The organism is Streptomyces sp. 8N616, from assembly GCF_052246385.1.
In the GTDB taxonomy this organism is placed as follows: domain Bacteria; phylum Actinomycetota; class Actinomycetes; order Streptomycetales; family Streptomycetaceae; genus Streptomyces.
The window spans coordinates 241,806-264,064 of sequence record NZ_JBQQBY010000001.1 but is presented as its reverse complement, the minus strand read 5'-3'; the positions used below and the strand labels follow the sequence as shown (position 1 = coordinate 264,064).

23 protein-coding genes and 1 pseudogene are annotated in these 22,259 nt (G+C 70.6%); 8 read left to right on the top strand and 16 right to left on the bottom strand.

What is annotated here, in order from left to right; all coding sequences use genetic code 11:
- Positions 1–65: 65 nt before the first annotated feature.
- From ACTWQC_RS01180 to ACTWQC_RS01120, 13 genes and pseudogenes are all read right to left on the bottom strand, one after another.
- Positions 66–998, bottom strand: a complete 933-nt coding sequence (locus tag ACTWQC_RS01180; protein WP_443313555.1) for a CU044_5270 family protein — start codon at positions 996–998, stop codon at positions 66–68.
- Positions 991–1,590 carry an RNA polymerase sigma factor gene (locus ACTWQC_RS01175; protein WP_443313554.1) on the bottom strand — a complete coding sequence of 200 codons (600 nt, stop codon included), beginning with the start codon at positions 1,588–1,590 and terminating at the stop codon, positions 991–993. The genes ACTWQC_RS01180 and ACTWQC_RS01175 overlap by 8 nt, the downstream gene beginning before the upstream one ends.
- A gap of 66 nt (positions 1,591–1,656) precedes the next feature.
- Positions 1,657–2,208, bottom strand: coding sequence for a TetR/AcrR family transcriptional regulator (locus ACTWQC_RS01170; protein ID WP_443313553.1), 552 nt, complete (start codon positions 2,206–2,208; stop codon positions 1,657–1,659).
- Entirely contained in the window at positions 2,208–2,531 is a 324-nt protein-coding gene (locus tag ACTWQC_RS01165) for a DMT family transporter (RefSeq protein WP_443313552.1), read from the bottom strand. The genes ACTWQC_RS01170 and ACTWQC_RS01165 overlap by 1 nt, the downstream gene beginning before the upstream one ends.
- Before the next feature lie 64 nt (positions 2,532–2,595).
- Positions 2,596–2,760, bottom strand: a pseudogene (locus ACTWQC_RS01160) (VOC family protein); the annotation flags it as partial.
- A 166-nt stretch (positions 2,761–2,926) separates the two neighbouring features.
- Positions 2,927–3,256: a metal-sulfur cluster assembly factor gene (locus ACTWQC_RS01155; protein ID WP_443313551.1), complete on the bottom strand. Its 330-nt coding sequence runs from the start codon at positions 3,254–3,256 to the stop codon at positions 2,927–2,929.
- Positions 3,253–3,717, bottom strand: coding sequence for a Fe-S cluster assembly sulfur transfer protein SufU (gene sufU, locus ACTWQC_RS01150; protein ID WP_443313550.1), 465 nt, complete (start codon positions 3,715–3,717; stop codon positions 3,253–3,255). The genes ACTWQC_RS01155 and sufU overlap by 4 nt, the downstream gene beginning before the upstream one ends.
- 12 nt (positions 3,718–3,729) lie before the next feature.
- On the bottom strand, positions 3,730–4,986 hold the full coding sequence (locus ACTWQC_RS01145) for a cysteine desulfurase (RefSeq protein ID WP_443313549.1): 1,257 nt from the start codon (positions 4,984–4,986) through the stop codon (positions 3,730–3,732).
- The gene (gene sufC / locus ACTWQC_RS01140) at positions 4,983–5,747 is read right to left on the bottom strand and encodes a Fe-S cluster assembly ATPase SufC (RefSeq protein WP_443313548.1); all 765 of its coding nucleotides are present in this window, start codon (positions 5,745–5,747) and stop codon (positions 4,983–4,985) included. The genes ACTWQC_RS01145 and sufC overlap by 4 nt, the downstream gene beginning before the upstream one ends.
- 7 nt (positions 5,748–5,754) lie before the next feature.
- Complete coding sequence (locus ACTWQC_RS01135) at positions 5,755–6,081, bottom strand: non-heme iron oxygenase ferredoxin subunit (protein ID WP_443313547.1); 327 nt, start codon at positions 6,079–6,081, stop codon at positions 5,755–5,757.
- The gene (gene sufD, locus ACTWQC_RS01130; protein WP_443313546.1) at positions 6,078–7,262 is read right to left on the bottom strand and encodes a Fe-S cluster assembly protein SufD; all 1,185 of its coding nucleotides are present in this window, start codon (positions 7,260–7,262) and stop codon (positions 6,078–6,080) included. Before sufD ends, ACTWQC_RS01135 begins: the two co-directional genes overlap by 4 nt.
- 104 nt (positions 7,263–7,366) lie before the next feature.
- Positions 7,367–8,788, bottom strand: coding sequence for a Fe-S cluster assembly protein SufB (gene sufB, locus ACTWQC_RS01125; protein WP_443313545.1), 1,422 nt, complete (start codon positions 8,786–8,788; stop codon positions 7,367–7,369).
- Positions 8,785–9,600 carry a helix-turn-helix transcriptional regulator gene (locus ACTWQC_RS01120; RefSeq protein ID WP_443313544.1) on the bottom strand — a complete coding sequence of 272 codons (816 nt, stop codon included), beginning with the start codon at positions 9,598–9,600 and terminating at the stop codon, positions 8,785–8,787. The genes sufB and ACTWQC_RS01120 overlap by 4 nt, the downstream gene beginning before the upstream one ends.
- 178 nt (positions 9,601–9,778) lie before the next feature.
- On the opposite strand from ACTWQC_RS01120, the gene ACTWQC_RS01115 reads away from it, so the two are divergent.
- The 3 genes from ACTWQC_RS01115 (at position 9,779) to ACTWQC_RS01105 (ending at position 12,671) form a co-directional block, all read left to right on the top strand.
- Positions 9,779–10,768 (top strand): ABC transporter ATP-binding protein, encoded by a 990-nt coding sequence (locus ACTWQC_RS01115; protein WP_443313543.1) that lies wholly within the window; start codon positions 9,779–9,781, stop codon positions 10,766–10,768.
- Entirely contained in the window at positions 10,765–11,565 is an 801-nt protein-coding gene (locus ACTWQC_RS01110; RefSeq protein WP_443313542.1) for an ABC transporter permease, read from the top strand. The genes ACTWQC_RS01115 and ACTWQC_RS01110 overlap by 4 nt, the downstream gene beginning before the upstream one ends.
- Positions 11,566–11,672: 107 nt before the next feature.
- Positions 11,673–12,671 carry a COX15/CtaA family protein gene (locus tag ACTWQC_RS01105; RefSeq protein ID WP_443313541.1) on the top strand — a complete coding sequence of 333 codons (999 nt, stop codon included), beginning with the start codon at positions 11,673–11,675 and terminating at the stop codon, positions 12,669–12,671.
- Here ACTWQC_RS01105 and ACTWQC_RS01100 read toward each other — a convergent pair.
- From ACTWQC_RS01100 to ACTWQC_RS01090, 3 genes are all read right to left on the bottom strand, one after another.
- Positions 12,645–13,790 (bottom strand): amidohydrolase family protein, encoded by a 1,146-nt coding sequence (locus ACTWQC_RS01100; RefSeq protein WP_443313540.1) that lies wholly within the window; start codon positions 13,788–13,790, stop codon positions 12,645–12,647. The genes ACTWQC_RS01105 and ACTWQC_RS01100 overlap by 27 nt on opposite strands.
- A 53-nt stretch (positions 13,791–13,843) precedes the next feature.
- A complete protein-coding gene (locus tag ACTWQC_RS01095) occupies positions 13,844–14,200 on the bottom strand; it encodes a hypothetical protein (protein WP_443313539.1) in 357 nt (118 codons plus the stop codon).
- A 92-nt stretch (positions 14,201–14,292) separates the two neighbouring features.
- Complete coding sequence (locus ACTWQC_RS01090; RefSeq protein ID WP_443313538.1) at positions 14,293–15,300, bottom strand: heme o synthase; 1,008 nt, start codon at positions 15,298–15,300, stop codon at positions 14,293–14,295.
- Between the two features lie 294 nt (positions 15,301–15,594).
- On the opposite strand from ACTWQC_RS01090, the gene tkt reads away from it, so the two are divergent.
- Genes tkt through pgl form a run of 5 tightly spaced genes read left to right on the top strand, consistent with a single transcriptional unit; the run spans position 15,595 to position 22,194 of the window.
- Positions 15,595–17,673: a transketolase gene (gene tkt / locus ACTWQC_RS01085; protein ID WP_443313537.1), complete on the top strand. Its 2,079-nt coding sequence runs from the start codon at positions 15,595–15,597 to the stop codon at positions 17,671–17,673.
- Between the two features lie 34 nt (positions 17,674–17,707).
- A complete protein-coding gene (tal, locus tag ACTWQC_RS01080) occupies positions 17,708–18,826 on the top strand; it encodes a transaldolase (RefSeq protein ID WP_443313536.1) in 1,119 nt (372 codons plus the stop codon).
- Position 18,827: 1 nt separating this feature from the next.
- Positions 18,828–20,351 carry a glucose-6-phosphate dehydrogenase gene (gene zwf, locus ACTWQC_RS01075; protein WP_443313535.1) on the top strand — a complete coding sequence of 508 codons (1,524 nt, stop codon included), beginning with the start codon at positions 18,828–18,830 and terminating at the stop codon, positions 20,349–20,351.
- The gene (opcA, locus tag ACTWQC_RS01070; protein WP_443313534.1) at positions 20,348–21,415 is read left to right on the top strand and encodes a glucose-6-phosphate dehydrogenase assembly protein OpcA; all 1,068 of its coding nucleotides are present in this window, start codon (positions 20,348–20,350) and stop codon (positions 21,413–21,415) included. The genes zwf and opcA overlap by 4 nt, the downstream gene beginning before the upstream one ends.
- Before the next feature lie 38 nt (positions 21,416–21,453).
- The gene (gene pgl, locus ACTWQC_RS01065; RefSeq protein WP_443313648.1) at positions 21,454–22,194 is read left to right on the top strand and encodes a 6-phosphogluconolactonase; all 741 of its coding nucleotides are present in this window, start codon (positions 21,454–21,456) and stop codon (positions 22,192–22,194) included.
- Positions 22,195–22,259: the final 65 nt, after the last annotated feature.

The window sequence follows — 22,259 nt, the reverse complement described above, 5'->3', positions numbered from 1 at the left end:
TACGCGCCCGGGGGGCGCCGGGAGTGGCCCGCTCCCTCGTGGCGGGCCACTCCCTTCAGCGCTGCTCAGGGCCGCTTCCCCCGCTCGCCGACGAGTGCGGCCTCCTTAATGGCCGTACTGCTGATGACGTCGCCGGTCTTCCACTCCGTGCCGGAGGAACCGTCTCCCTTCTGGTCGGCGGCCGCCACGTACCGCGATCCGAGGTAGGCGAAGCTCACTGGGTCGATCAGGATCTCGTTCCGGAGGCCGGTGTCGCCCTTGCCCTTGAGGTACAGGGCGATGGCTTCTCGGCCCGTCACATCCTCGACCAGGTGGTCCACGACGGCGACTCCCTTGACCGCTGCGAGCGCCCGGTAGACCTTCGCCAGCCCCTCGGGCGGCACCGGGTACGAGTTGATCAGCAGACCGAGCGCCCGGAATTCATGCTGGGCCCGGGACTCGGGACTCTCCTTGCTGGTCGGGTAGAACCCGCGGACCTTCTTCAGCACCTGCTCCGGGTCGTCGGGGAGCTCCGACATGAAGCGGAACTCCTCCCGAAGAGAGTGGTCGTCGTCTTCGTCCCCCTCGTCGAGGTCCGGGGTGCCGAAGCGCACCCAGTACTCGCTCTCCTTCGGCCGTGGGTCGGTGTTCGCCGCAAAGGCGTGGACCGACTTGACGTAGATCCACTGGTCGTCCTCGGGCTCGGGCGCCGGCATCCACTCGACGGTGCCCGCGGCCTGCTCCAGAACCTTGGACGCGCTGCCGGTCTGGTACAACCGCGTGTACGGTTTCGCGGCCTCCCCCACCGGGTCGTTCCCGAGGTTGGTGGCCGACACGGCCACCGCAGTGATCGCCGCGGCCACTCCGGCCACTGCGAGCCGCCAGTCGGTCCGCAACCTGCGCGCACGCCTCCCCTTCACCGCCGCGTCCAGCAGCCGTCGGCGGCCGGTCTCGAGCCGGACACGGTCGGGGTTCGGGACGCCGGCGCGCAGCTCGCACACCGTGGTCATCTCATCCATGGCTTGCCGCCTCCCTGGCGTCGATGACGAGGGTGGGGTCTCCGCCGAGCGCCGCGCGCACCTTGCGGCGTGCACGGTTGAGGCGGGAGCGGACCGTGCCGACAGGGATGCCGAGCGCGTCGGCAACCTCCGGGTAGCTGAGGTCCGCCCAGGCCACGAGCAGCAGGACGTGCCGGTCGCCGACGGAAAGCCCGGCGAGTGCGCCCGCGAGGGGCGCCTGCGCGGCCTGGGCCGCGACCCGGCTGTCGGCGCTGTCGACCCAGGATTCGGCGACCGGGTCGACATCGGTGCGAGCCAGGGCGCGCAGGGCCCGGACCTCGGTACGGCGCTGCTTGCCGATGAGGTTGGCGGCTATGCCGTACAGCCAGGGCCGGGCGTTGACGCGCGCCGTGTCATAGCGGGCCCGGGACCGGAAGGCCACGAGAAAGGTCTCGGCCGTGATGTCGTCGGCGGCACCGTCCCCGAGGCGGCGGGCCGCGTAGCGGTGGATATCGGGCGCATACCGGTCGTAGAGGCGCGCGAAGAGCTCGGGCCGCTCCAGGGACTGCGCGACGATATCGGCGTCGTCATCGGCCGGTGGTGGTCCGGTCACAGGGTCTCCGTATCTGCCGTCCGGCTGAGTCTGTCGCCCTCTGTTGCCCGCAGGAGCACATCCGGTTCACGCAGTCCGGCAGCCGATGACGCGGGCCAGCGCCTCGCGGGCCTCGGCTCGGTCGAACGGGCGGCCGGTCAGCAGGAGTTGCAGCAGCAGGCCGTCCATCAGGGCGATGAGGGCGCGCGCGGTCGCGGGGTCCGCGGTGTAGCCGCTCAGGATCCCGACCGCCGAGTCGAGCCACTCCGCGGCGACCGGCTGCAGCGCCTCGCGGCGCAGGGCCGCGAGGTAGAGCTCGTACTCCACCCGGATGCGGCTGCGGTCGCCCGCCATCACCTCGTCGAGGAGGCCGGCGAGCCGGTCCGCCAGGGGCCCCTCCCGGCCGAGGTGGCGCCGCCAGTCATCGAGGACGGTCTGCGGCTCGAGGCACACCTTCCGCAGCGCCGCGACCAGCAGGTCGTCGAGCGTGGCGAAGTGGTACGTGGTGGAGCCGAGGGGGACGTCGGCCTCTGCGGCGACCGACCGGTGGCTGAGGCCGTCGATGCCGCGGTCGCCCACCACCCGGATCGCGGCGTCGATGATCCGCTGCCGGCGGTCGGGGTCGTACCGGCGGCCCATCAGTGCGCCGCCCCTCCGAGGTTGAGCACGAGGACCCCGACGATCACGAGCGCGATGCCGATCAGCTTGGCGGCGGACGCCGCCTCGCCGAGGAAGATCATGCCGATCGCGGCGATGGCCGCCGTACCGACACCGGACCAGACGGCGTACGCAGTCCCGACCGACATCGTCTTGAGCGTCTGGGCGAGCAGCGCGAAGGCGATGAGATAACCGGCCGCCGTGGCCAGCGAGGGCCACAGCCTGGTGAACCCGTCGCTGTACTTCATCGCGGTGGTGCCCAGAACCTCGGCGAGGATCGCGCCGGACAGCATCAGCCACATCATGCGTACGAGCGTACACAACGTTGTGTACGCCCGTACGCAAGCTGGAGCACAGCCGCGGGCGGAATCAGGCGGTGAGCGACACCTTCGGCCGCAGCACGCAGAACTCGTTGCCCTCGGGATCGGCGAGCACCACCCATGTCACGTCCTCGTCCTGCCCGCCGTCCACCCGCCGCGCCCCGAGCCCGATCAGCCGCTCGACCTCGCCCTCCTGGTCGTCCGGGCTGAGATCCGGCAAGTCGTGGGCATGGACAGCGATCTGATACTGCGAAAGAGCCATGCCCGCCAGTGTGTCTGGAATGCAACACCGTCGCCCGCCAGGGCGCCCCCTCGAGGGCGGTGGCGGGCGACGGGCGGGATGGCTCGGTCAGTGCGGCGTACGTAGCCGCGTCCTGGTGTCAGACGTTGAAGCCGAGGGCGCGGAGCTGTTCGCGGCCGTCGTCGGTGATCTTGTCCGGGCCCCACGGCGGCATCCAGACCCAGTTGATCCGCAGCTCGTTGACGAGGCCCTCGGTCGCGGACCTGGCCTGGTCCTCGATGACGTCGGTCAGCGGGCAGGCCGCGGACGTCAGCGTCATGTCCAGGGTGGCGACGTTGGCGTCGTCGATGTGGATGCCGTAGACCAGCCCCAGGTTGACGACGTCGATGCCTAGCTCGGGGTCGACGACGTCCATCATGGCCTCGCGGACCTCTTCCTCGCTGGCGGGCTTGGTGGTGGTCTCGCTCATACGGTCTCCTTCACAGCGCCACCGCCCAGAGCCTGGGCGGTGGCGTCCTTCCATGCCATCCAGCTCAGCAGAGCACACTTCACGCGGGCCGGGTACTTGGAGACGCCGGCGAACGCGACACCGTCCTCCAGCACCTCCTCCATCGCATCGTCCGGCTCGATCCGGCCCTTGGACTGCATGAGCTCCAGAAAGGTTTCCTGGATCTTCTGCGCCTCGGCGAGGTCCTTGCCGACCAGCAGCTCGTTGAGCACGGAGGCGCTGGCCTGGCTGATGGAACAGCCCTGGCTCTCGTACGAGATGTCGGCGATGGTCTCGCCGTCGTACCGGACCCGGAGGGTGATCTCGTCGCCGCACGTCGGGTTGACGTGGTGCACCTCGGCGTCGCCGTCCCGGAGCCCCCGCCCGTGCGGGCGCTTGTAGTGGTCCAGGATGACGTCCTGGTACATCGAATCCAGCTTCACGAGCGTCAGCTCCTACCCGAAGAAGTTCCGTACGTGCTCGAGGCCGTCGACGAGGGCGTCGACCTCGGCCGGCGTGGAGTACAGATAGAACGACGCTCGCGTGGTCGCGGGAATTCCGTACCGCAGGCAGACCGGCCGCGCGCAGTGGTGGCCGACCCGGACCGCGATGCCCTGCTCGTCGAGCACCTGGCCCACGTCGTGCGGGTGGATGTCGCCGAGCGTGAAGGAGATCGCGGCGCCGCGGTCCTCGCCCGTCGTCGGGCCGATGATCCGCAGCTCGGGGACCTCCAGGAGCCGCTGCACCGCGTACTCGGTGAGGGCGTGCTCATGGGCCTGTATGGCCTCCATGCCGATCGAGGAGAGATAGTCCACGGCCGCGCCGAGGCCCACGGCCTGCGCGATCGGGGGCGTACCCGCCTCGAACTTGTGGGGCGCCGGGGCGTACGTCGAGGAGTGCATCGAGACGGTCTCGATCATCTCGCCGCCGCCGAGGAAGGGCGGCAGGTCCTCGAGGAGCTCCTGGCGGCCCCACAGCACGCCGATACCGGTCGGGCCGCACATCTTGTGGCCGGTGAAGGCCACGAAGTCGGCCTGCAGCGCCTGCACGTCGAGCGGCATGTGCGGGGCGGCCTGCGAGGCGTCGACGACGACCAGCGCACCGACCTCCTGGGCCCGCCGGACGATTTCCTCGACCGGGTTGACCGTGCCCAGGATGTTGGAGACCAGCACGAACGAGACGACCTTGGTCTTCTCGGTGATGATCTCGTCGATGTTGGACAGGTCGAGGCGGCCGTCGTCGGTGAGGCCGAACCACTTCAGCTTCGCGCCCGTGCGCTGCGCGAGCAGCTGCCACGGCACGATGTTGGAGTGGTGCTCCATCTCCGTGATGACGATCTCGGTCTCGCGGTCCACGCGGTAGGGCTCGTCGGCCCAGCCCAGCATGTTCGCCACGAGGTTGAGGGACTCGGAGGCGTTCTTGGTGAAGATCACCTCGTCGCGGCTCGGCGCGTTGATGAAGCCGGCGACCGTGTCGCGGGCACCCTCGTACGCGGCCGTGGCCTCCTCGGCGAGAACGTGCACACCACGGTGCACGTTGGCGTTGTACCGCTCGTAGTACGCGCTGAGCACGTCGAGCACCTGGCGCGGCTTCTGCGAGGTCGCCGCATTGTCCAGGTACACGATCTTCTTCCCGTCGTGGACCAGGCGGTCCAGGATGGGGAAGTCCTTGCGGATCGCCTCGGTGTCGAGGAGGCCCGGCAGCTCTGTCACTCGGATGCGCCACCCTTCGTGTAAGCCTCGTAGCCCTCGTCCTCCAGCTTGTCGGCGAGCTCGGCGCCGCCGGACTCGGCGATCCGGCCGTTCGCGAAGACATGCACGTGGTCGGGCTTGATGTAGCGCAGAATGCGCGTGTAGTGGGTGATCAGCAGGGTGCCGACCTCCCCGGTCTCGCGGACCCGGTTGACGCCCTCGGAGACGATCCGCAGCGCGTCGACGTCCAGGCCGGAGTCGGTCTCGTCGAGGATCGCGATCCGCGGCCTGAGCAGCTCCAGCTGAAGGATCTCGTGGCGCTTCTTCTCACCGCCGGAGAAGCCCTCGTTGACGTTGCGCTCGGCGAAGGAGGGGTCGATGTTGAGGCGCTCCATGGCCTCCTTGACCTCCTTCACCCAGGTGCGCAGCTTGGGGGCCTCACCGCGGATGGCGGTCGCGGAGGTGCGCAGGAAGTTGCTCACCGAGACGCCGGGGACCTCGACCGGGTACTGCATGGCGAGGAAGACACCGGCCCGCGCGCGCTCGTCGACGGACATCTCCAGGACGTTCTCGCCGTCGAGCGTGACGGTGCCGCCGGTGACCGTGTACTTCGGGTGACCCGCGAGCGAGTACGCGAGGGTGGACTTGCCGGAGCCGTTCGGGCCCATGATGGCGTGCGTCTCGCCCTGCTTCACGGTCAGGTCGACGCCGCGCAGGATCTCGCGGGGGCCGCCTTCGGCTTCGACGGAGACGTGCAGGTCGTGGATCTCAAGCGTTGCCATGGGTGCCTCAGGACTCCTGGGTGACGGAGACGAGCACGTCGTCCCCTTCGATCTTTACGGGGTATACGGGGACAGGACGCGTCGCGGGCAGGCCGGACGGCTTGCCGGTGCGCAGGTCGAAGCGCGACCCGTGCAGCCAGCACTCGATGGTGCAGTCGTCCACCTCGCCCTCCGACAGCGAGACGTTCGCGTGCGAGCAGATGTCGTAGATCGCGAAGACGTCATCGTCGGTGCGGACGACCGACACCGGCGTGCCCTCGAGCTCGACACGCTTGGGCATGTCCTCCTCGAGCTCGCTCAGCGCGCAGACACGGACGAAGCCTTCGGCTGTCATGCGACGGACGCCTCCAGCTCGGCCTCGATCTTGGTGAGCAGGCGCTCCTGGAGGTCCGGCAGGCCGATCTGCTGGACGAGCTCGGCGAAGAAGCCGCGGACCACCAGGCGGCGGGCCTCCTCGGACGAGATGCCCCGGGACATCAGGTAGAAAAGCTGCTCGTCCTCGAAGCGGCCGGTCGCCGAGGCGTGGCCGGCGCCGACGATCTCACCGGTCTCGATCTCCAGGTTCGGGACCGAGTCGACGCGGGCGCCGTCGGTGAGGACCAGGTTGCGGTTCAGCTCGTAGGTGTCCGTGCCGGTGGCGCTGGCCCGGATCAGCACGTCGCCGATCCACACCGCATGCGCGTCCTGGCCCTGCAGCGCGCCCTTGTACGCGACGTTGCTGCGGCAGTTCGGCGCCTGGTGGTCGACGAACAGCCGGTGCTCCTGGTGCTGGCCGTTGTCGGTGAAGTACAGGCCGTAGAGCTCGGCCTCGCCGCCGGGACCCGTGTACTGCACGCGCGGGTGGAGACGTACGAGGTCGCCGCCGAAGGTCACGACGACGGACTTGAAGGTGGCGTCGCGGCCGACGAGCGCGGTGTGCTGCCCGGCGTGCACCGCGGTGTCGTCCCAGTCCTGGACGGAGACGACGGTCAGCTTGGCGCCGTCGCCGAGGTGGTACTCGACGTTGGCGGCGAGCACGGCGTCACCGGTGTGGTCGATGACGACGACGGCCTCGGCGAACGCGCCCAGCTCGATGACCTGGTGGCCGAAGGCGGTGCCGCCCTCGCCGTGCACGGCGATCCGGACCGGCTCGGCCAGCACGGCCTCCTTGGGCACCGTGACGACCGAGGCCTTCTCGAAGCCGGAGAACGCCTGCGCGGCGACCCGGTCCACGGGCTTGCCGGCCTTGCCCACGCGGGCGTCGTCGCGGCCCACGGTCTCGACCGTCACGCCCTCGGGCGCGGTGACCTCGACCTTGATCCCGCCGCCGTCCGCGACGGCGGTGCCGTCGTGGAGCCCCTTCAGCCGCTCGAGCGGGGTGAAGCGCCACTCCTCCTCGCGGCCGTGAGGCACCGGGAAGTCCGCCACGTCGTAGGACGGCGGCGCACTCATCCGGGTGGCGGTGGTGGACTCGGCGGCCACCGCGATGGATCCGGAGGTGGTGGAACCCGCCGGAATGTTCTGAGGCTCGGCCATGGCTGTCGTCGTGCTCACTTTCTGAAGAGGTGCAGCCTGCGTCAGAGAACAGTGCTGCTCGTGGTACGGGCGTTGGGGGCACCTCCCAGCGGTAGCTGGGGGAGTCAGCCGACCGCGCCCTCCATCTGCAGCTCGATCAGCCGGTTGAGCTCCAGCGCGTATTCCATGGGCAGCTCGCGCGCGATCGGCTCGACGAAGCCGCGCACGATCATCGCCATGGCCTCGTCCTCGGAGAGGCCGCGGCTCATCAGGTAGAAGATCTGGTCGTCGCTGACCTTGGAGACGGTCGCCTCGTGGCCCATGGACACGTCGTCCTCGCGGACGTCCACGTATGGGTACGTGTCCGAGCGGGACATGGTGTCGACCAGCAGCGCGTCGCAGAGCACGTTGGACTTCGAGCCCTCGGCGCCCTCGCCGATCTCGATCAGACCGCGGTACGAGGTGCGGCCGCCGCCTCGCGCCACCGACTTGGAGACGATGTTCGACGAGGTGTGCGGGGCCATGTGGACCATCTTGGCGCCGGCGTCCTGGTGCTGGCCCTCGCCCGCGAAGGCGATGGACAGGGTCTCACCCTTGGCGTGCTCGCCCATCAGGTAGACGGCCGGGTACTTCATCGTGACCTTGGAGCCGATGTTGCCGTCGACCCACTCCATGGTCGCGCCCTCGTAGGCCACGGCGCGCTTGGTGACCAGGTTGTAGACGTTGTTCGACCAGTTCTGGATGGTCGTGTAACGGCAGCGGGCGTTCTTCTTGACGATGATCTCGACGACCGCGGAGTGCAGCGAGTCCGACTTGTAGATCGGCGCGGTGCAGCCCTCGACGTAGTGCACATAGGCACCCTCGTCGACGACGATCAGCGTCCGCTCGAACTGGCCCATGTTCTCGGTGTTGATCCGGAAGTAGGCCTGGAGCGGGATCTCGACGTGCACGCCCTTCGGCACGTAGATGAAGGAGCCGCCCGACCACACGGCGGTGTTCAGCGAGGCGAACTTGTTGTCGCCCGCCGGGATGACCGTGCCGAAGTACTCCTTGAAGAGCTCGGGGTGCTCCCGGAGACCGGTGTCGGTGTCCAGGAAGATGACGCCCTGCTCCTCGAGGTCCTCGCGGATCTTGTGGTAGACGACCTCGGACTCGTACTGCGCGGCGACACCGGCGACGAGGCGCTGCTTCTCGGCCTCCGGGATGCCCAGCTTGTCGTACGTGTTCTTGATGTCCTCGGGGAGCTCCTCCCAGGAAGCGGCCTGCTTCTCGGTGGAGCGCACGAAGTACTTGATGTTGTCGAAGTCGATGCCGGAGAGGTCGGAGCCCCAGTTCGGCATGGGCTTCTTGTCGAAGAGACGCAGGCCCTTCAGACGCAGCTTCAGCATCCAGTCAGGCTCAGACTTCTTCGCGGAGATGTCGCGGACGACCTCCTCCGACAGCCCGCGCTTCGCGGAGGCGCCGGCGAGGTCGGAGTCGGCCCAGCCGTACTCGTAGGTGCCCAAGCCCTCGAGCTCAGGGTGGGCAGTCTCCGTGGGGAGAGTCATTCGGGGTTCCTCCCGGCCGTGCTTGCAGATGCTGTGGTGGTCTTGGTGGTGCGCTTGCCCGGCGGCTGGGGGCCGTGGCCCGCCTTCGGGACGAAGGTGGTGCAGACCCCGTCGCCGTGGGCGATCGTGGCCAGCCGCTGCACATGGGTGCCGAGCAGGCGGGAGAAGACCTCGGTCTCCGCCTCGCACAGCTGCGGGAACTGCTCGGCCACATGGGCGACCGGGCAGTGGTGCTGGCAGAGCTGCTCGCCGACCGGTGCGCTGCGCGCCGTAGCAGCGTACCCGTCCGCAGTCAATGCCTTGGCCAGCGCCTCGGTGCGATCCTCGGGAGCGGCGCTCTCGACGGCTTCGCGGTAGGTCTCGGCCTGGGCGGCGAGGCGGGCGCGGGCGAACGCCGCGACCGCGGCGTCGCCCATCTCACCTCCGCCTGCGGACTGCGCGATCCAGCGCAGGGCGTCGACGGCCAGATTGTCGTAGGCCTGCTCGAAGGCGTCCCGCCCGCAGTCGGTGAGGGCGAACACCTTGGCGGGGCGGCCGCGGCCACGCGAGCCGTAGACCCGCTGTTCGCGGGGCTCGACGACGCCGTCGGTGACCAGCGAGTCCAGATGCCGGCGGACCGCGGCCTGGGTCAGTTCGAGCCGCAGGGCGAGTTCGGCAGCGGTGGAGGGCCCGTGGTCGAGGATCGACCGGGCCACCCGGTTACGGGTGCTGCGCTGGCCTTCGTCGCCGAACGGCGCTGCGGGCGCAGGCACGCTTGACGCGGCGGTCGCTTCGACCGCCGCAGCCCTCTGAGCCTCGCTCGCGTATTTCACAACGCCATTGTTGCGTAATTCCCTGGACTGCGACAAGCGGAGATCCATTCGGCCGGGGGTGGGCTCGGTCACTAAGGGTTACCTAAACGGCGAGGTCCGGGCTGCGCACTGGCCGGATCCCGCCGGGCTTTCGCCCCTGACGGCGGCGCGCCCGGCTCCGGTTCGTAGACTTCCCGGCATGCGCAGTGTCCTCCCGGGGGGCGACCCTCCCCCAGCTCATGCTGGGGGCGCCCCCAGGCCCCCCGGCCAAGAGCCCGTCGTCCAGGTCCAAGGACTGGTCAAGCGGTACGGCCGGAAGACCGCGGTGGGCGGCCTCGACCTCTCCGTCGGGGCAGGCACGATCACCGCGATACTCGGCCCCAACGGCGCCGGGAAGACCACCACCGTCGAGACCTGCGAGGGCTACCGGCGGCCCGACGCGGGGAAAGTCCGGGTCCTCGGACTCGACCCGGTCGCCGACGCCGCCGCCCTGCGCCCGCGCATCGGCGTGATGCTCCAATCGGGCGGGGTTTATCCCGGCGCCCGTGCAGAAGAGATGCTGCGCCACATCGCCAAACTGCACGCCCACCCGGTGGAAGTCGGTTCGCTCATCGAGCGCCTCGGCCTCGGCGGCTGCGGCCGTACGGCCTACCGCCGGCTCTCCGGCGGCCAGCAGCAGCGGCTCGCGCTCGCCATGGCTGTCGTGGGACGGCCCGAGCTGGTCTTCCTCGACGAGCCGACCGCCGGACTCGACCCGCAGGCCAGGCACGCCACCTGGGACCTGGTGCGCGAGCTGCGCTCCGACGGCGTAACCGTCGTCCTGACCACCCACTACATGGACGAGGCCGAGCAGCTCGCGGACGACGTCGCGATCATCGACGGGGGGAGGGTCGCGGCACAGGGCAGCCCCGAGGAGTTGTGCCGGGGCGGCGCCGAGAACACCCTGCGCTTCACCGGGCGGCCCGCCCTCGATCTCGCCACGCTCCTCAAGGCGCTGCCCGCCGACACCGTGGCCGCCGAGCTCACGCCGGGCACGTACCGGATCACCGGCAAGGTCGACCCGCAACTGCTGGCCACCGTCACCTCCTGGTGCGCACAGCACGGCGTGATGCCGGACCGGATCTCGGTCGAACGGCACACCCTGGAGGACGTCTTCCTGGAGCTGACCGGCAAGGAGCTGCGCGCATGACCGCCACCGGCACGACCGGCGCGACCGGCACGGCCGCCGGCACGTTCGCCCCGCAGCCGGGCCGGGCGCCGCTGGCCCGGATGATCGCCGCGCAGACGGCGCTGGAGACCCGGATGCTGCTGCGCAACGGCGAGCAGCTCCTGCTGACCGTCGTTATCCCGACTCTCCTGCTGACGCTCTTCGGCGCGGTCGACATCGTCGATACGGGTGAGGGCGAGGCGGTGGACTTCCTGGCACCGGGGGTCCTGGCGCTCGCCGTGATGTCCACGGCCTTCACCGGGCAGGCCATCGCCACCGGCTTCGAGCGGCGGTACGGCGTCCTCAAGCGCCTCGGCGCCTCGCCGCTGCCGCGGTGGGCGCTGATGACCGCGAAGACGGGCTCGGTGCTGGTCACCGAAGTGCTGCAGATCGCGCTGCTGACGCTGGTGGCCTTCGCGCTGGGCTGGTCGCCCCGGGGCAATCCGCTGTACGTCCTGCTGCTGCTCGTCCTCGGCACGGCCGCCTTCTCGGGGCTCGGCCTGCTGATGGCGGGCACCCTCAGGGCGGAGGCCACCCTGGCGGCCGCGAACCTGGTCTTCCTGCTCCTGCTGGTCGGCGGCGGGGTCATCGTGCCACTGGACAAGTTCCCGGAGGCGGCGCAGGGCGTGCTGGAGCTGCTGCCGATCTCGGCGCTGTCGGACGGGCTGCGGGATGTGCTCCAGCACGGAGCCCACATCCCCTTGGGCGATCTGGGCATTCTCGCGGCGTGGGCGGTGCTCGGCCTGGGCGCCGCGACCCGCTTCTTCCGCTGGGAATGAGCGCATCCCTCTGGGAATGAGCGCATCCCTCACGGCCCGTCCGCCGTGCCGGCGGCGTGCGGGGGGTGGTTGTGAAGTCGTGCACAAGCGCCGCCTACGATAGGCCCGTGCCGAATCTGCTCGAAGTCGTACGCAACCCCGTCGCGTACATCGCCGCCCGCTGGACACCCACCCAGCGCACCGTGGAACGCGCCACCCTCACCGCGCTGCTGATGAGCGTGTTCATCGTCGTCACCGGCGGCGCCGTCCGGCTGACCGCATCCGGACTGGGCTGCGACACCTGGCCGAAGTGCTCGGACAACAGCCTGATCGCCACCTCGGAGATGGGCATCCACGGCGCGATCGAGTTCGGCAACCGGATGCTCACGTACGTGCTGTGCGCGGCCGTCGGCTGGGCGATCATCACGGTACGCGCCGCCAAGCGGCCGACCCGGGGGCTGTCGCGGCTGGCCTGGTCGCAGTTCTGGGTGGTGATGGGGAACGGCGTGATCGGCGGCGTGACCGTGCTCACCGACCTCAACCCGTACACCGTCGCCGGGCACTTCCTTGCCGCCACCGTGCTGCTGACGGTGGCCACGCTGACCTGGCTGCGCTCCCGCGAGGGCGACGCCGAGCCGCGCCCGCTGGTCGGTGTGTCGGTGCGGCGGCTGGCGCGGGGGCTCACCGTCTGCGCCGGGCTGCTGATCGCCGCGGGCACGGTCGTCACCGGGTCGGGGCCGCACCCGGGCGACAACAGCCAGGTGCCCCGGATGTTCGAGGACCTGAAGCTGGTGGCGCAGGTCCACGCCGCCATGGCGTGGATCGTCGTCGCGCTCACGCTCGGCCTGTGGATCGTGCTGAAGGCCGTGGACGCCCCCGACGGCCCGCGCCGCCGCACTCGCGATCTCGTCCTGGTCCTGCTGGCGCAGGGCGCCATCGGCTACGTCCAGTACTTCACCGAGCTGCCCGAGGTCCTGGTCGGGCTGCACATGCTGGGCTCGGCCCTGGTGTGGATCGCCGTGCTGCGCGTGCTGCTGTCGCTGCGCGAGCGGCCGGTCTCCGAGCCCGGTGTGCCGGGGCCCGGCCCCGCCCAGGAGGGTTCAGCCGTTCCGGCCGCCGCCGTCTGAGCGGCCCGCCGGGTCCGTGAGCCCGTACACCCGGCGGGCGTTGCCCGCCGCGATCAGCCCCGCGACCCTCCCCGCGTCGGCCCGCGACCACACGCCCTCGGCCACCCACTCGGTCAGCAGCCGGCCCAGCGCCTCGTGGAAGAGCCGCGCACCCACCACGTGCAGCTCCGGCAGCCCGTGCCCGCCGGTCGAGAAGAGCAGCTTCCCGAAGGGCGCGAGCTCCAGCGCCTCCGCGAGGACGGTACGCGCGCGTGGCCCCGTACGGGCGAGCGCGGGCCCGAGGTCCGCGTACACATGCGGGAAGACGTCGGCCAGGCAGGCCGCCTGCCGGTGGTATGGGTAGCCGTGCAGCAACACCAGATCCGTACCGAGCCCGGCGGTGGCCCGTACGAAGTCGGTCAGCAGCATCGGATCCGTGCGGTCGATACGCAGCTCGGCGCCGCCGACCCCGCCGTGCAGCTGGAGCGGCAGCCCCGTCGCGACCGCCGTCCAGAGCAGGTGGCTGAGGAGCACGGGGTCGGTGAGGCGGTCGCCGACCCGGCGTCCCGACAGCCAGCGCCCGGCCGACCGGCGCACCCCGCCGGGGCCCGGCGGCTCGGGCGCGAGCGCGAGGCCGTCCCGGCAGCTGGCGACCGAAGCGAAGCCGACGGCCGACTGGGCGGCGCCGTGCACCGCCTCGGCGAGGTTGGTCAGGAAGCCGTCGGCGGTGCCCGAGGTGTCGGCGACCTGCTCCGCGAGCAGCTCGAGGCGCACGATCTCGTGGGCCGCGGCGTCCCCGGCGGCGGCAAGCTCGGACGGCTCCGTGAGGTCCCCGGTCAGCCCGGTGTCCACCAGGTACGTGCCGATGCCGGTGGAGCGCAGCAGCCGCCTGCCCGCCTCCAGGACGCCGAGTTCGCGGCGCCGCGCGAGGTAGCGGGCGGGCATGCAGTGCGGTTCGAGGCCGAGCAGCGGCGGGCACCAGCGGCGGACGGCGAAGCCGGTCTGGGTGTCGAAGAAGGTGGTACCGGGTGCGGCGGGCGAGGCGGACTGGGTGAGGTGCGTCTCGAACGTGCCGAGGCCGAGCTCCGTGCGGAACACGCCATGGCAGTGCTGGTCCACCAGCGGTGGCAATTCGATCACAGCGCCCGCCCTCCGTCGTCAGCCGTCGCACGGTCTAACGGGCGGGTCGCGCCTCAGGTGTTGCTCGGACCGCCGACCTGGATGCCCGCCATGCGGGACCACTCGTACGGGCCGGTGCGGACCTTGGCCGCGAGGTCGCCGTCGAAGGACTCGTGGAGGGTGAGGCCGGCCTGCTCCGCGGCGCGCTGCGCTATCGCGTGGTCGGGGGCCACGAGGTCGCCCCAGGCGCCGTCCTCGCCGACCAGCACGATGCGGGTGCCCCTCTGGCCGAGGTAGGCGAGCTGGCCCTCGGCGCTGCCGCCGTGGCTCCGGGCGAAGTGCTTGATCTGCTTCGCGAGCCTGCCGGCCCTGCGCTCGGCGCGGGCGTCGTCCCGCTTTGTCTCGTCGACCTGCTGCTGAGTCTCTGCCATGCCTGAATGCTACTCGCCGGTACTGCGTTTTAAGAGGGCGCCCCTCAAAACCGCCGGGTGAGGGCCGCCTCAGCGCGAAACCAGCGCCGCAGCTAACGCAGGAAGGGGTCCACGGCGATGGCCACGAACAGGATCGAGACGTAGGTGATGGACCAGTGGAACAGCCGCATCTCCTTGAGCTTCGCGCCCGTGATCCCGGCCTTGGCGCGGGCCCGCAGCGCGTGCGCCTCCTTGAGCCACCAGGCGCCCGCCACGACCGCGATCAAGGGGTAGAACCACCCGACGTACCCCAGCGGCCAGAGCGCGAGCGAGACGCCCACCATGACCCAGCTGTAGAGCACGATCTGCCGGGCGACCACGGCGTTGGAGGCGACGACAGGAAGCATCGGCACGCCCACGCGCGCGTAGTCCTCCTTCACCTTCATCGACAGCGGCCAGTAGTGCGGCGGCGTCCAGAAGAAGATGACGAGGAAGAGGACCAGCCCGGCCCAGGAGACGGAGTTGGTCACGGCGGACCAGCCGATGAAGACCGGCATGCAGCCCGCGATGCCGCCCCACACGATGTTCTGTGCGGTACGGCGCTTGAGCCACATCGTGTAGACGATGACGTAGAAAAGCAGCGCTGCGAGCGAGAGGGCCGCCGACAGCCAGTTGACCAGAAGGCCGAACCACAGCGTGGAGATCACGGCCAGCGCGAGGCCGAAGACCAGGCTCTCGCGCGGCGAGACCATCCCGGTCACCAGCGGCCGCTGCGAGGTGCGGTCCATGAGCGCGTCGATGTCGCGGTCGATGTACATGTTGAGCGCGTTCGCGCCGCCCGCGGAGAGGTAGCCGCCGATGCAGGTGGCGAGCACCAGCCACAGGTTGGGCACGCCCTGTTCGGCGAGGAACATCACCGGGACCGTGGTGATCAGCAGCAGCTCGATGATCCGCGGCTTCGTCAGCGCCACAAAAGCCTTGGCGCGGGCCCCGAACGGCCGGTGACCGGGAACTTCCGCGAGCTCCCCCATAGCCCTTCGGGCATGGGAGGTGCCCCCTCCCACAGCCCTTCCGGCATGGGGGGTGCCCCCACCCGCAGGACGGGAATCGACGGCCGTCACGCACACCCCTGTAAAGCGACCTCAGCGGCTTGCGCCGCGGGCACGGACCAGCAAGCACCGGACCGGGAGGCCGGTAAAGACTTGCGCGTACCACGCCACTCTAGACGTAGCGGATACGCCGCCCGCCGCGGGGGTCCGTCGTGTTGTCCGCCGCGCTGTCCACGGCTCGTCGCGCAGGCTGACGTACTCCTCATTGCCCCGCAGGGCAGGGCCGGGAGCCGAGGGTAGGCTCAACACCGCCGGTGTGCAGAACGTCACCGGCATTCGACATGTGGAGAGGAGCCCTGACTCAGGGTGAGCACCAAGCCGACCACCACAGACCTCGAGTGGACCGAACTGGACCAGCGGTCCGTCGACACCGTACGCGTCCTGGCCATGGATTCCGTGCAGAAGGTCGGTAACGGCCACCCGGGCACGGCCATGAGCCTCGCTCCCGCCGCGTACATGCTCTTCCAGAAGCTGATGCGGCACGACCCGTCCGACGCGCAGTGGACGGGCCGCGACCGCTTCGTGCTGTCCCCCGGCCACACCAGCCTGACTCTCTACATCCAGCTCTACATGGCCGGTTACGGCCTGGAGCTGGACGATCTGAAGGCCTTCCGCACCTGGGGCAGCAAGACCCCGGGCCACCCGGAGTACGGCCACACGACCGGCGTCGAGACCACGACGGGACCGCTCGGCCAGGGCATCGCCAACGCGGTGGGCATGGCGATGGCCGCCCGCTACGAGCGCGGCCTGTTCGACCCGGACGCACCCCAGGGCGCCTCTCCCTTCGACCACACCATCTGGACGATCGTCTCCGACGGCGACCTGGAGGAGGGCATCTCGGCGGAGGCCGGCTCGCTGGCGGGCCACCAGAAGCTCGGCAGCATCGTCGCCCTCTACGACGACAACCACATCTCCATCGAGGGTGACACCGCGACCGCGCTCTCCGAGGACGTCCTGAAGCGCTACGAGGCGTACGGCTGGCACGTCCTGCGCATCGAGCAGGACCCGTCGGGCGACTTCGACGTGCAGGCGCTGTACGCGGCGCTCAGGGCGGCACAGGCCGAGACCGAGCGCCCCTCCATCATCGCCGCACGCACGATCATCGCCTGGCCGGCTCCCAACGCGCAGAACACCGAGGCCGCCCACGGCTCGGCGCTCGGCGCGGAGGAGGTCGCGGCGACCAAGCGCGTGCTGGGCTTCGACGCGGAGCGGGACTTCCAGGTCGAGGACGAGGTCATCGCCCACACCCGCAAGGCGCTCGACCGCGGCCGCGAGGCGCGCGCCGCCTGGGACAAGCAGTTCCAGGAGTGGCGCGGCGCCAACCCGCAGCGCGCCGCCGAGTTCGACCGCATCGCGGCGGGCGAACTGCCCGACGGCTGGGAGCAGAAGGTGCCGGTTTTCGAGGCCGGCAAGGACGTCGCCACCCGCAAGGCCTCCGGTGAGGTCCTCAAGGCGCTCGGCGGCGTGATCCCCGAGCTGTGGGGCGGCTCCGCCGACCTGGCCGGCTCGAACAACACCACGATCGACGCCTCGTCGTCCTTCCTGCCCGCGGACAACCCGCTGCCGGAGGCGAACCCGTACGGCCGCACCGTGCACTTCGGCATCCGCGAGCACGCCATGGGCTCGACCATGAACGGCGTGGCGCTGCACGGCAACACCCGGATCTACGGCGGCACGTTCCTGGTCTTCTCGGACTACATGCGCCCGGCCGTCCGGCTGGCCGCCCTGATGAAGCTGCCGGTCACGTACGTCTGGACGCACGACTCCATCGGCCTGGGCGAGGACGGCCCGACCCACCAGCCGGTCGAGCACCTGGCCGCGCTGCGCGCCATCCCCGGCCTGAACATGGTCCGCCCGGCCGACGCCAACGAGACCGCCATCGCCTGGCGCGAGGTCATGCGCCGGCACAGCGCCGATCCCGCCCCGCACGGCCTGGCGCTGACCCGGCAGAACGTGCCGACGTACGAGCTCAACGAGGACGCCGCCAAGGGCGGTTACGTGTTCCTCGAGGCCGACGGCGGCTCGCCCGAGGTGATCCTCGTCGCCACCGGCTCCGAGGTGCAGCTCGCCGTCAAGGCGCGCGAGAAGCTCCAGGCCACCGGCGTCCCGACCCGCGTGGTCTCGATGCCATGCGTCGAGTGGTTCGAGGAGCAGGACCCGGGGTACCGCGACAGCGTGCTGCCGCCGTCCGTGAGGGCGCGGGTGGCCGTGGAGGCCGGGATCGGCCTGACCTGGCACCGCTACGTCGGCGACGCCGGCCGGGTCGTCTCGCTGGAGCACTTCGGCGCCTCCGCCGACTACAAGGTGCTGTTCCGCGAGTTCGGTCTGACCGCGGACGCGGTCGAGGCCGCAGCCCGGGAATCTCTGGCCGCCGCCGGTCGCTGACGCAGGTATACGACGAGTAGGAGATGCATTTCCCATGGCAGACGCACTCAAGCGGCTCTCCGACGAAGGCGTGGCGATCTGGCTCGACGACCTGTCGCGCCAGCGCATCACGTCCGGCAACCTCGCCGAGCTGATCGACCAGCAGCACGTGGTCGGGGTGACCACGAACCCGACGATCTTCCAGAAGGCGATCTCCAGCGGCGACGGCTACGAGCAGCAGGTCGCCGACCTCGCCGCCCGTAAGGTCACGGTCGAGGAGGCTCTCCGCATGATCACGACTGCGGACGTCAGGGACGCCGCCGATGTGCTGCGCCCGGTCTTCGACGCGACCGGCGGGCGCGACGGCCGGGTCTCCATCGAGGTCGACCCGCGCCTGGCGCACAACACCCGCGCCACGGTCGCCGAGGCCAAGCAGCTGGCCTGGCTGGTCGACCGGCCGAACACCTTCATCAAGATCCCGGCCACCAAGGCGGGCCTCCCGGCGATCACCGAGGCCATCGGCAAGGGCATCAGCGTCAACGTCACGCTGATCTTCTCGCTCGAGCGCTACCGCGAGGTCATGGACGCCTACCTCTCCGGCCTGGAGAAGGCCAAGGCCGCGGGCCTGGACCTGTCGAAGATCGAGTCGGTGGCGTCCTTCTTCGTGTCCCGCGTGGACACCGAGGTCGACAAGCGGCTCGACGCCCTGGGCACCCCGGAGGCCAAGGAGCTGCGCGGCAAGGCCGCCATCGCCAACGCCCGGCTCGCCTACGAGGCGTACGAGGAGGTCTTCGGGTCCGATCGCTGGGCCGCCCTGGATAGGGACGGCGCCAACCGGCAGCGGCCGCTGTGGGCCTCCACCGGCGTCAAGGACAAGGCGTACAAGGACACGCTGTACGTAGACGAACTCGTCGCCCCGGGCACCGTCAACACCATGCCGGAGGCCACCCTCCAGGCGGTCGCGGACCACGGCCGGATCACCGGTGACACCGTGCGCGGCACCTACGAGCAGGCCAGGGCCGATCTCGACGCGCTCGCGAATCTGGGCATCGACTACGACGAGGTCGTCCAGCTTCTCGAGGACGAGGGCGTCGACAAGTTCGAGGTCTCCTGGAACGACCTGCTGAAGTCCACCGAGGCGGAGCTCAAGCGCCTCGCTCCTCCGGAGGCGTGAATTGACCAGCAGCAACCCGCTGCGTGACGCAAAGGACCGGCGGCTCCCGCGTATCGCGGGGCCGTCCGGCCTGGTCATCTTCGGCGTCACGGGCGATCTGTCCCGTAAGAAGCTGATGCCTGCGGTCTACGACCTGGCCAATCGCGGGTTGCTGCCGCCGGGCTTCTCCCTGGTCGGCTTCGCCCGCCGGGAATGGGACCACGAGGACTTCGCGCAGGTCGTGCACGACGCGGTCAAGGAGCACGCGCGGACCCCGTTCCGCGAGGAGGTCTGGCAGCAGCTGGCCGAGGGCTTCCGCTTCGTACCCGGCCAGTTCTCCGACGACGAGGCCTTCGAGAAGCTGAAGGCGACGATCGACGAGCTGGACAAGGCGCGGGGGACGGGCGGCAACTTCGCCTTCTACCTGTCGGTCCCGCCGAAGTTCTTCCCCACCGTCGTGCAGCAGCTGAAGGGGCACGGCCTCTCGGAGGGCACAGGCGACTCCTGGCGGCGCGCCGTCATCGAGAAGCCCTTCGGCCACGACCTGGCCAGCGCCCAGGAGCTCAACCAGGTCGTCCACGAGGTCTTCCGGCCGTCCGACGTCTTCCGGATCGACCACTACCTGGGCAAGGAGACGGTCCAGAACATCCTGGCGCTGCGCTTCGCCAACACGATGTTCGAGCCGCTGTGGAACCGGTCGTACGTGGACCACGTACAGATCACGATGGCCGAGGACATCGGCATCGGCGGCCGCGCCGGCTACTACGACGGCATCGGCGCCGCCCGTGACGTGATCCAGAACCACCTGCTCCAGCTGCTGGCGCTGACCGCCATGGAGGAGCCCTCCTCCTTCGACGCCAAGGCTCTCGTCACCGAGAAGCTGAAGGTCCTGAAGGCGGTCAAGCTGCCCAGGGAGCTGGGCAAGCACACCGTACGCGGCCAGTACGCGCACGGCTGGCAGGGCGGCGAGGAGGTGCTCGGCTATCTCGAGGAGGAGGGCATCGACCCGGGCTCGCGCACCGACACCTACGCCGCGATCAAGCTGGAGATCGACAACCGCCGGTGGGCGGGCGTTCCCTTCTACCTGCGCACCGGCAAGCGGCTCGGCCGCCGGGTGACCGAGATCGCGGTGGTCTTCCAGCGCGCCCCGCACTCCCCCTTCGACACCACCGACACCCAGGAGCTGGGGCAGAACGCCCTGGTCATCAGGGTGCAGCCGGACGAGGGCGTCACCATCCGGTTCGGCTCCAAGGTACCCGGCACCTCCATGGAGATCCGGGACGTGACGATGGACTTCGCGTACGGCGAGTCCTTCACCGAGTCCAGCCCCGAGGCGTACGAGCGGCTGCTGCTCGACGTGCTGCTGGGCGACGCGAACCTCTTCCCCCGCCACCAGGAGGTCGAGGAGTCCTGGCGGATCCTCGACCCGGTCGAGGCGTACTGGGACAAGCACGGCACGCCCGAGCAGTACACCGCCGGGACGTGGGGACCGAAGGCGGCGGACGAGATGCTCGCACGAGACGGAAGGTGCTGGCGCCGGCCATGAACATCGATCTCACGGAGACCACGTCCGGCCAGATCAACGCCGCCCTGGTCAAGGCGCGCCGGGCGACCGGATCCCCGGCCGTCGGCATGGTGCTGACCCTCGTCATCGTCACCGACGAGGGAAACCACTACGACGCCCTCAAGGCTGCGAGCGAGGCGTCCAAGGAGCACCCCTCCCGCATCCTCGTGGTCATCAAGCGGCCGGGCCGCTCGCCCCGCGACCGCAAGATGGCCCGGCTGGACGCAGAGGTGCGGGTCGGCGGCGAGACCGGCACCGGGGAGACGGTGCTGCTGCGGCTGCACGGCGAGCTCGCCAACCACGCCCACTCGGTCGTCCTGCCGCTGCTGCTCCCGGACGCCCCGGTGGTCGTGTGGTGGCCCGAGGAAGCCCCCGAAAATCCGGCTGCGGACCTCCTCGGGCAGTTGGCCGCGCGCCGTATCACCGACGCGGCGGCCACCGAGGACCCGGTCGCCGCGCTGGGTCAGCGGGCCAGGACGTACGCGCCGGGCGACACCGACCTGGCCTGGACCCGGATCACCCCGTGGCGGAGCGTGCTCGCGGCCGCCCTGGACCAGCGGCACTCGAAGATCACCTCCGTGGTCGTCGAGGCCGAGGCGTACAACCCGAGCAGTGAGCTGCTGGCGCTGTGGCTCGCCGAAAGGCTCGCGGTGCCGGTCGAGCGCACGGTCTCCGAGGGGCCAGGCCTCACGGCCGTACGTCTGGAGACCGTCGACGGTTCGATCTGCCTGGACCGGACGAACGGGCGGCTGGCGGAGCTGGCGATGCCCGGACAGCCGGACCGGCACGTGGCACTGCCCCGCCGCGAGACCTCCGAGCTGATCGCGGAGGAGCTGCGGCGGCTCGACCCGGACGAGATGTACGCGTCGACGATCAAGTTCGGCGTGACCGCGCACGGCAAGAGGGTCATCGAAGCGGGCGTGGGGATGGCGCCGGGCGGGTCGGCTTCCTCGGCCACCGCGGCCGCTCCGTCGGGCGAAGCGGGCCAGGCGTCTGCGGCGGAGCAGGCCGGCAAGCCCGCGGCCAGGGAGGCGACGGCCACGTGAGCGCTCCGCAGGTCGTCGTCCACCGCGACAAGGATCTGATGGCGAAGGCCGCGGCGGCCCGCCTGATCACGAAGATCGTGGACGCCCAGGCGGCCCGCGGCTCGGCCTCCGTGGTCCTCACCGGCGGCCGCAACGGCAACGGCCTGCTCGCCGCGCTCGCCGAGTCCCCGGCCCGGGACGCGGTGGACTGGTCCCGGCTGGACCTGTGGTGGGGTGACGAGCGGTTCCTGCCGGAGGGCGATCCCGAGCGCAACGTCACGCAGGCCCGGAAGGCGCTGCTGGACGCCGTTCCGCTCGACCCGAAGCGGGTGCACCCGATGGCGGCCTCGGACGGGCCGTACGGCACGGACGTGGAGGCCGCGGCGGAGGCGTACGCGTCCGAGCTCGCGGCCGCCGCACGGCCCGAGAACCACGCCTCGGTCCCGTCCTTCGACGTGCTCCTGCTGGGCGTCGGCCCCGACACCCACGTGGCCTCGCTCTTCCCGGAGCTGCCGGGCGTACGGGAGACCGAGCGCACGGTCGTCGGCGTACGCGGCGCGCCCAAGCCGCCGTCCACCCGGATCTCGCTCACGCTCCCGGCGATCCGGGCCGCGCGCGAGGTGTGGCTGCTCGCCGCGGGCGAGGACAAGGCGAAGGCAGCCGCGATCGCGCTGTCCGGGACGGGCGAGATACAGGCCCCCGCGGCCGGGGCGTACGGGCGCGGGCGCACGCTGTGGCTGCTGGACGCGGCCGCGGCCGCCCAGCTCCCCCGCGGCCTGTACCCACCGGCTTCGCCCTGAACTTCTCATAGAGGCGGCCCCCGCACAGCGCGTGTGCGGGGGCCGCCTCTCTGAGGAGTTCGAAG

Excerpts from the sequence above, each read along its gene's own strand:
- sufB (WP_443313545.1), bottom strand. The coding sequence starts at position 8,788 with ATGACTCTCCCCACGGAGACTGCCCACCCTGAGCTCGAGGGCTTGGGC.
- ACTWQC_RS01180 (WP_443313555.1), bottom strand. The coding sequence starts at position 998 with ATGGATGAGATGACCACGGTGTGCGAGCTGCGCGCCGGCGTCCCGAAC.
- ACTWQC_RS01095 (WP_443313539.1), bottom strand. The coding sequence starts at position 14,200 with ATGGCAGAGACTCAGCAGCAGGTCGACGAGACAAAGCGGGACGACGCC.
- ACTWQC_RS01155 (WP_443313551.1), bottom strand. The coding sequence starts at position 3,256 with ATGAGCGAGACCACCACCAAGCCCGCCAGCGAGGAAGAGGTCCGCGAG.
- sufC (WP_443313548.1), bottom strand. The coding sequence starts at position 5,747 with ATGGCAACGCTTGAGATCCACGACCTGCACGTCTCCGTCGAAGCCGAA.
- pgl (WP_443313648.1), top strand. The coding sequence starts at position 21,454 with ATGGCGAAGGCCGCGGCGGCCCGCCTGATCACGAAGATCGTGGACGCC.
- tal (WP_443313536.1), top strand. The coding sequence starts at position 17,708 with ATGGCAGACGCACTCAAGCGGCTCTCCGACGAAGGCGTGGCGATCTGG.
- ACTWQC_RS01110 (WP_443313542.1), top strand. The coding sequence starts at position 10,765 with ATGACCGCCACCGGCACGACCGGCGCGACCGGCACGGCCGCCGGCACG.
- ACTWQC_RS01115 (WP_443313543.1), top strand. The coding sequence starts at position 9,779 with ATGCGCAGTGTCCTCCCGGGGGGCGACCCTCCCCCAGCTCATGCTGGG.
- opcA (WP_443313534.1), top strand. The coding sequence starts at position 20,348 with ATGAACATCGATCTCACGGAGACCACGTCCGGCCAGATCAACGCCGCC.
- ACTWQC_RS01170 (WP_443313553.1), bottom strand. The coding sequence starts at position 2,208 with ATGGGCCGCCGGTACGACCCCGACCGCCGGCAGCGGATCATCGACGCC.
- sufD (WP_443313546.1), bottom strand. The coding sequence starts at position 7,262 with ATGGCCGAGCCTCAGAACATTCCGGCGGGTTCCACCACCTCCGGATCC.
- ACTWQC_RS01135 (WP_443313547.1), bottom strand. The coding sequence starts at position 6,081 with ATGACAGCCGAAGGCTTCGTCCGTGTCTGCGCGCTGAGCGAGCTCGAG.
- ACTWQC_RS01165 (WP_443313552.1), bottom strand. The coding sequence starts at position 2,531 with ATGATGTGGCTGATGCTGTCCGGCGCGATCCTCGCCGAGGTTCTGGGC.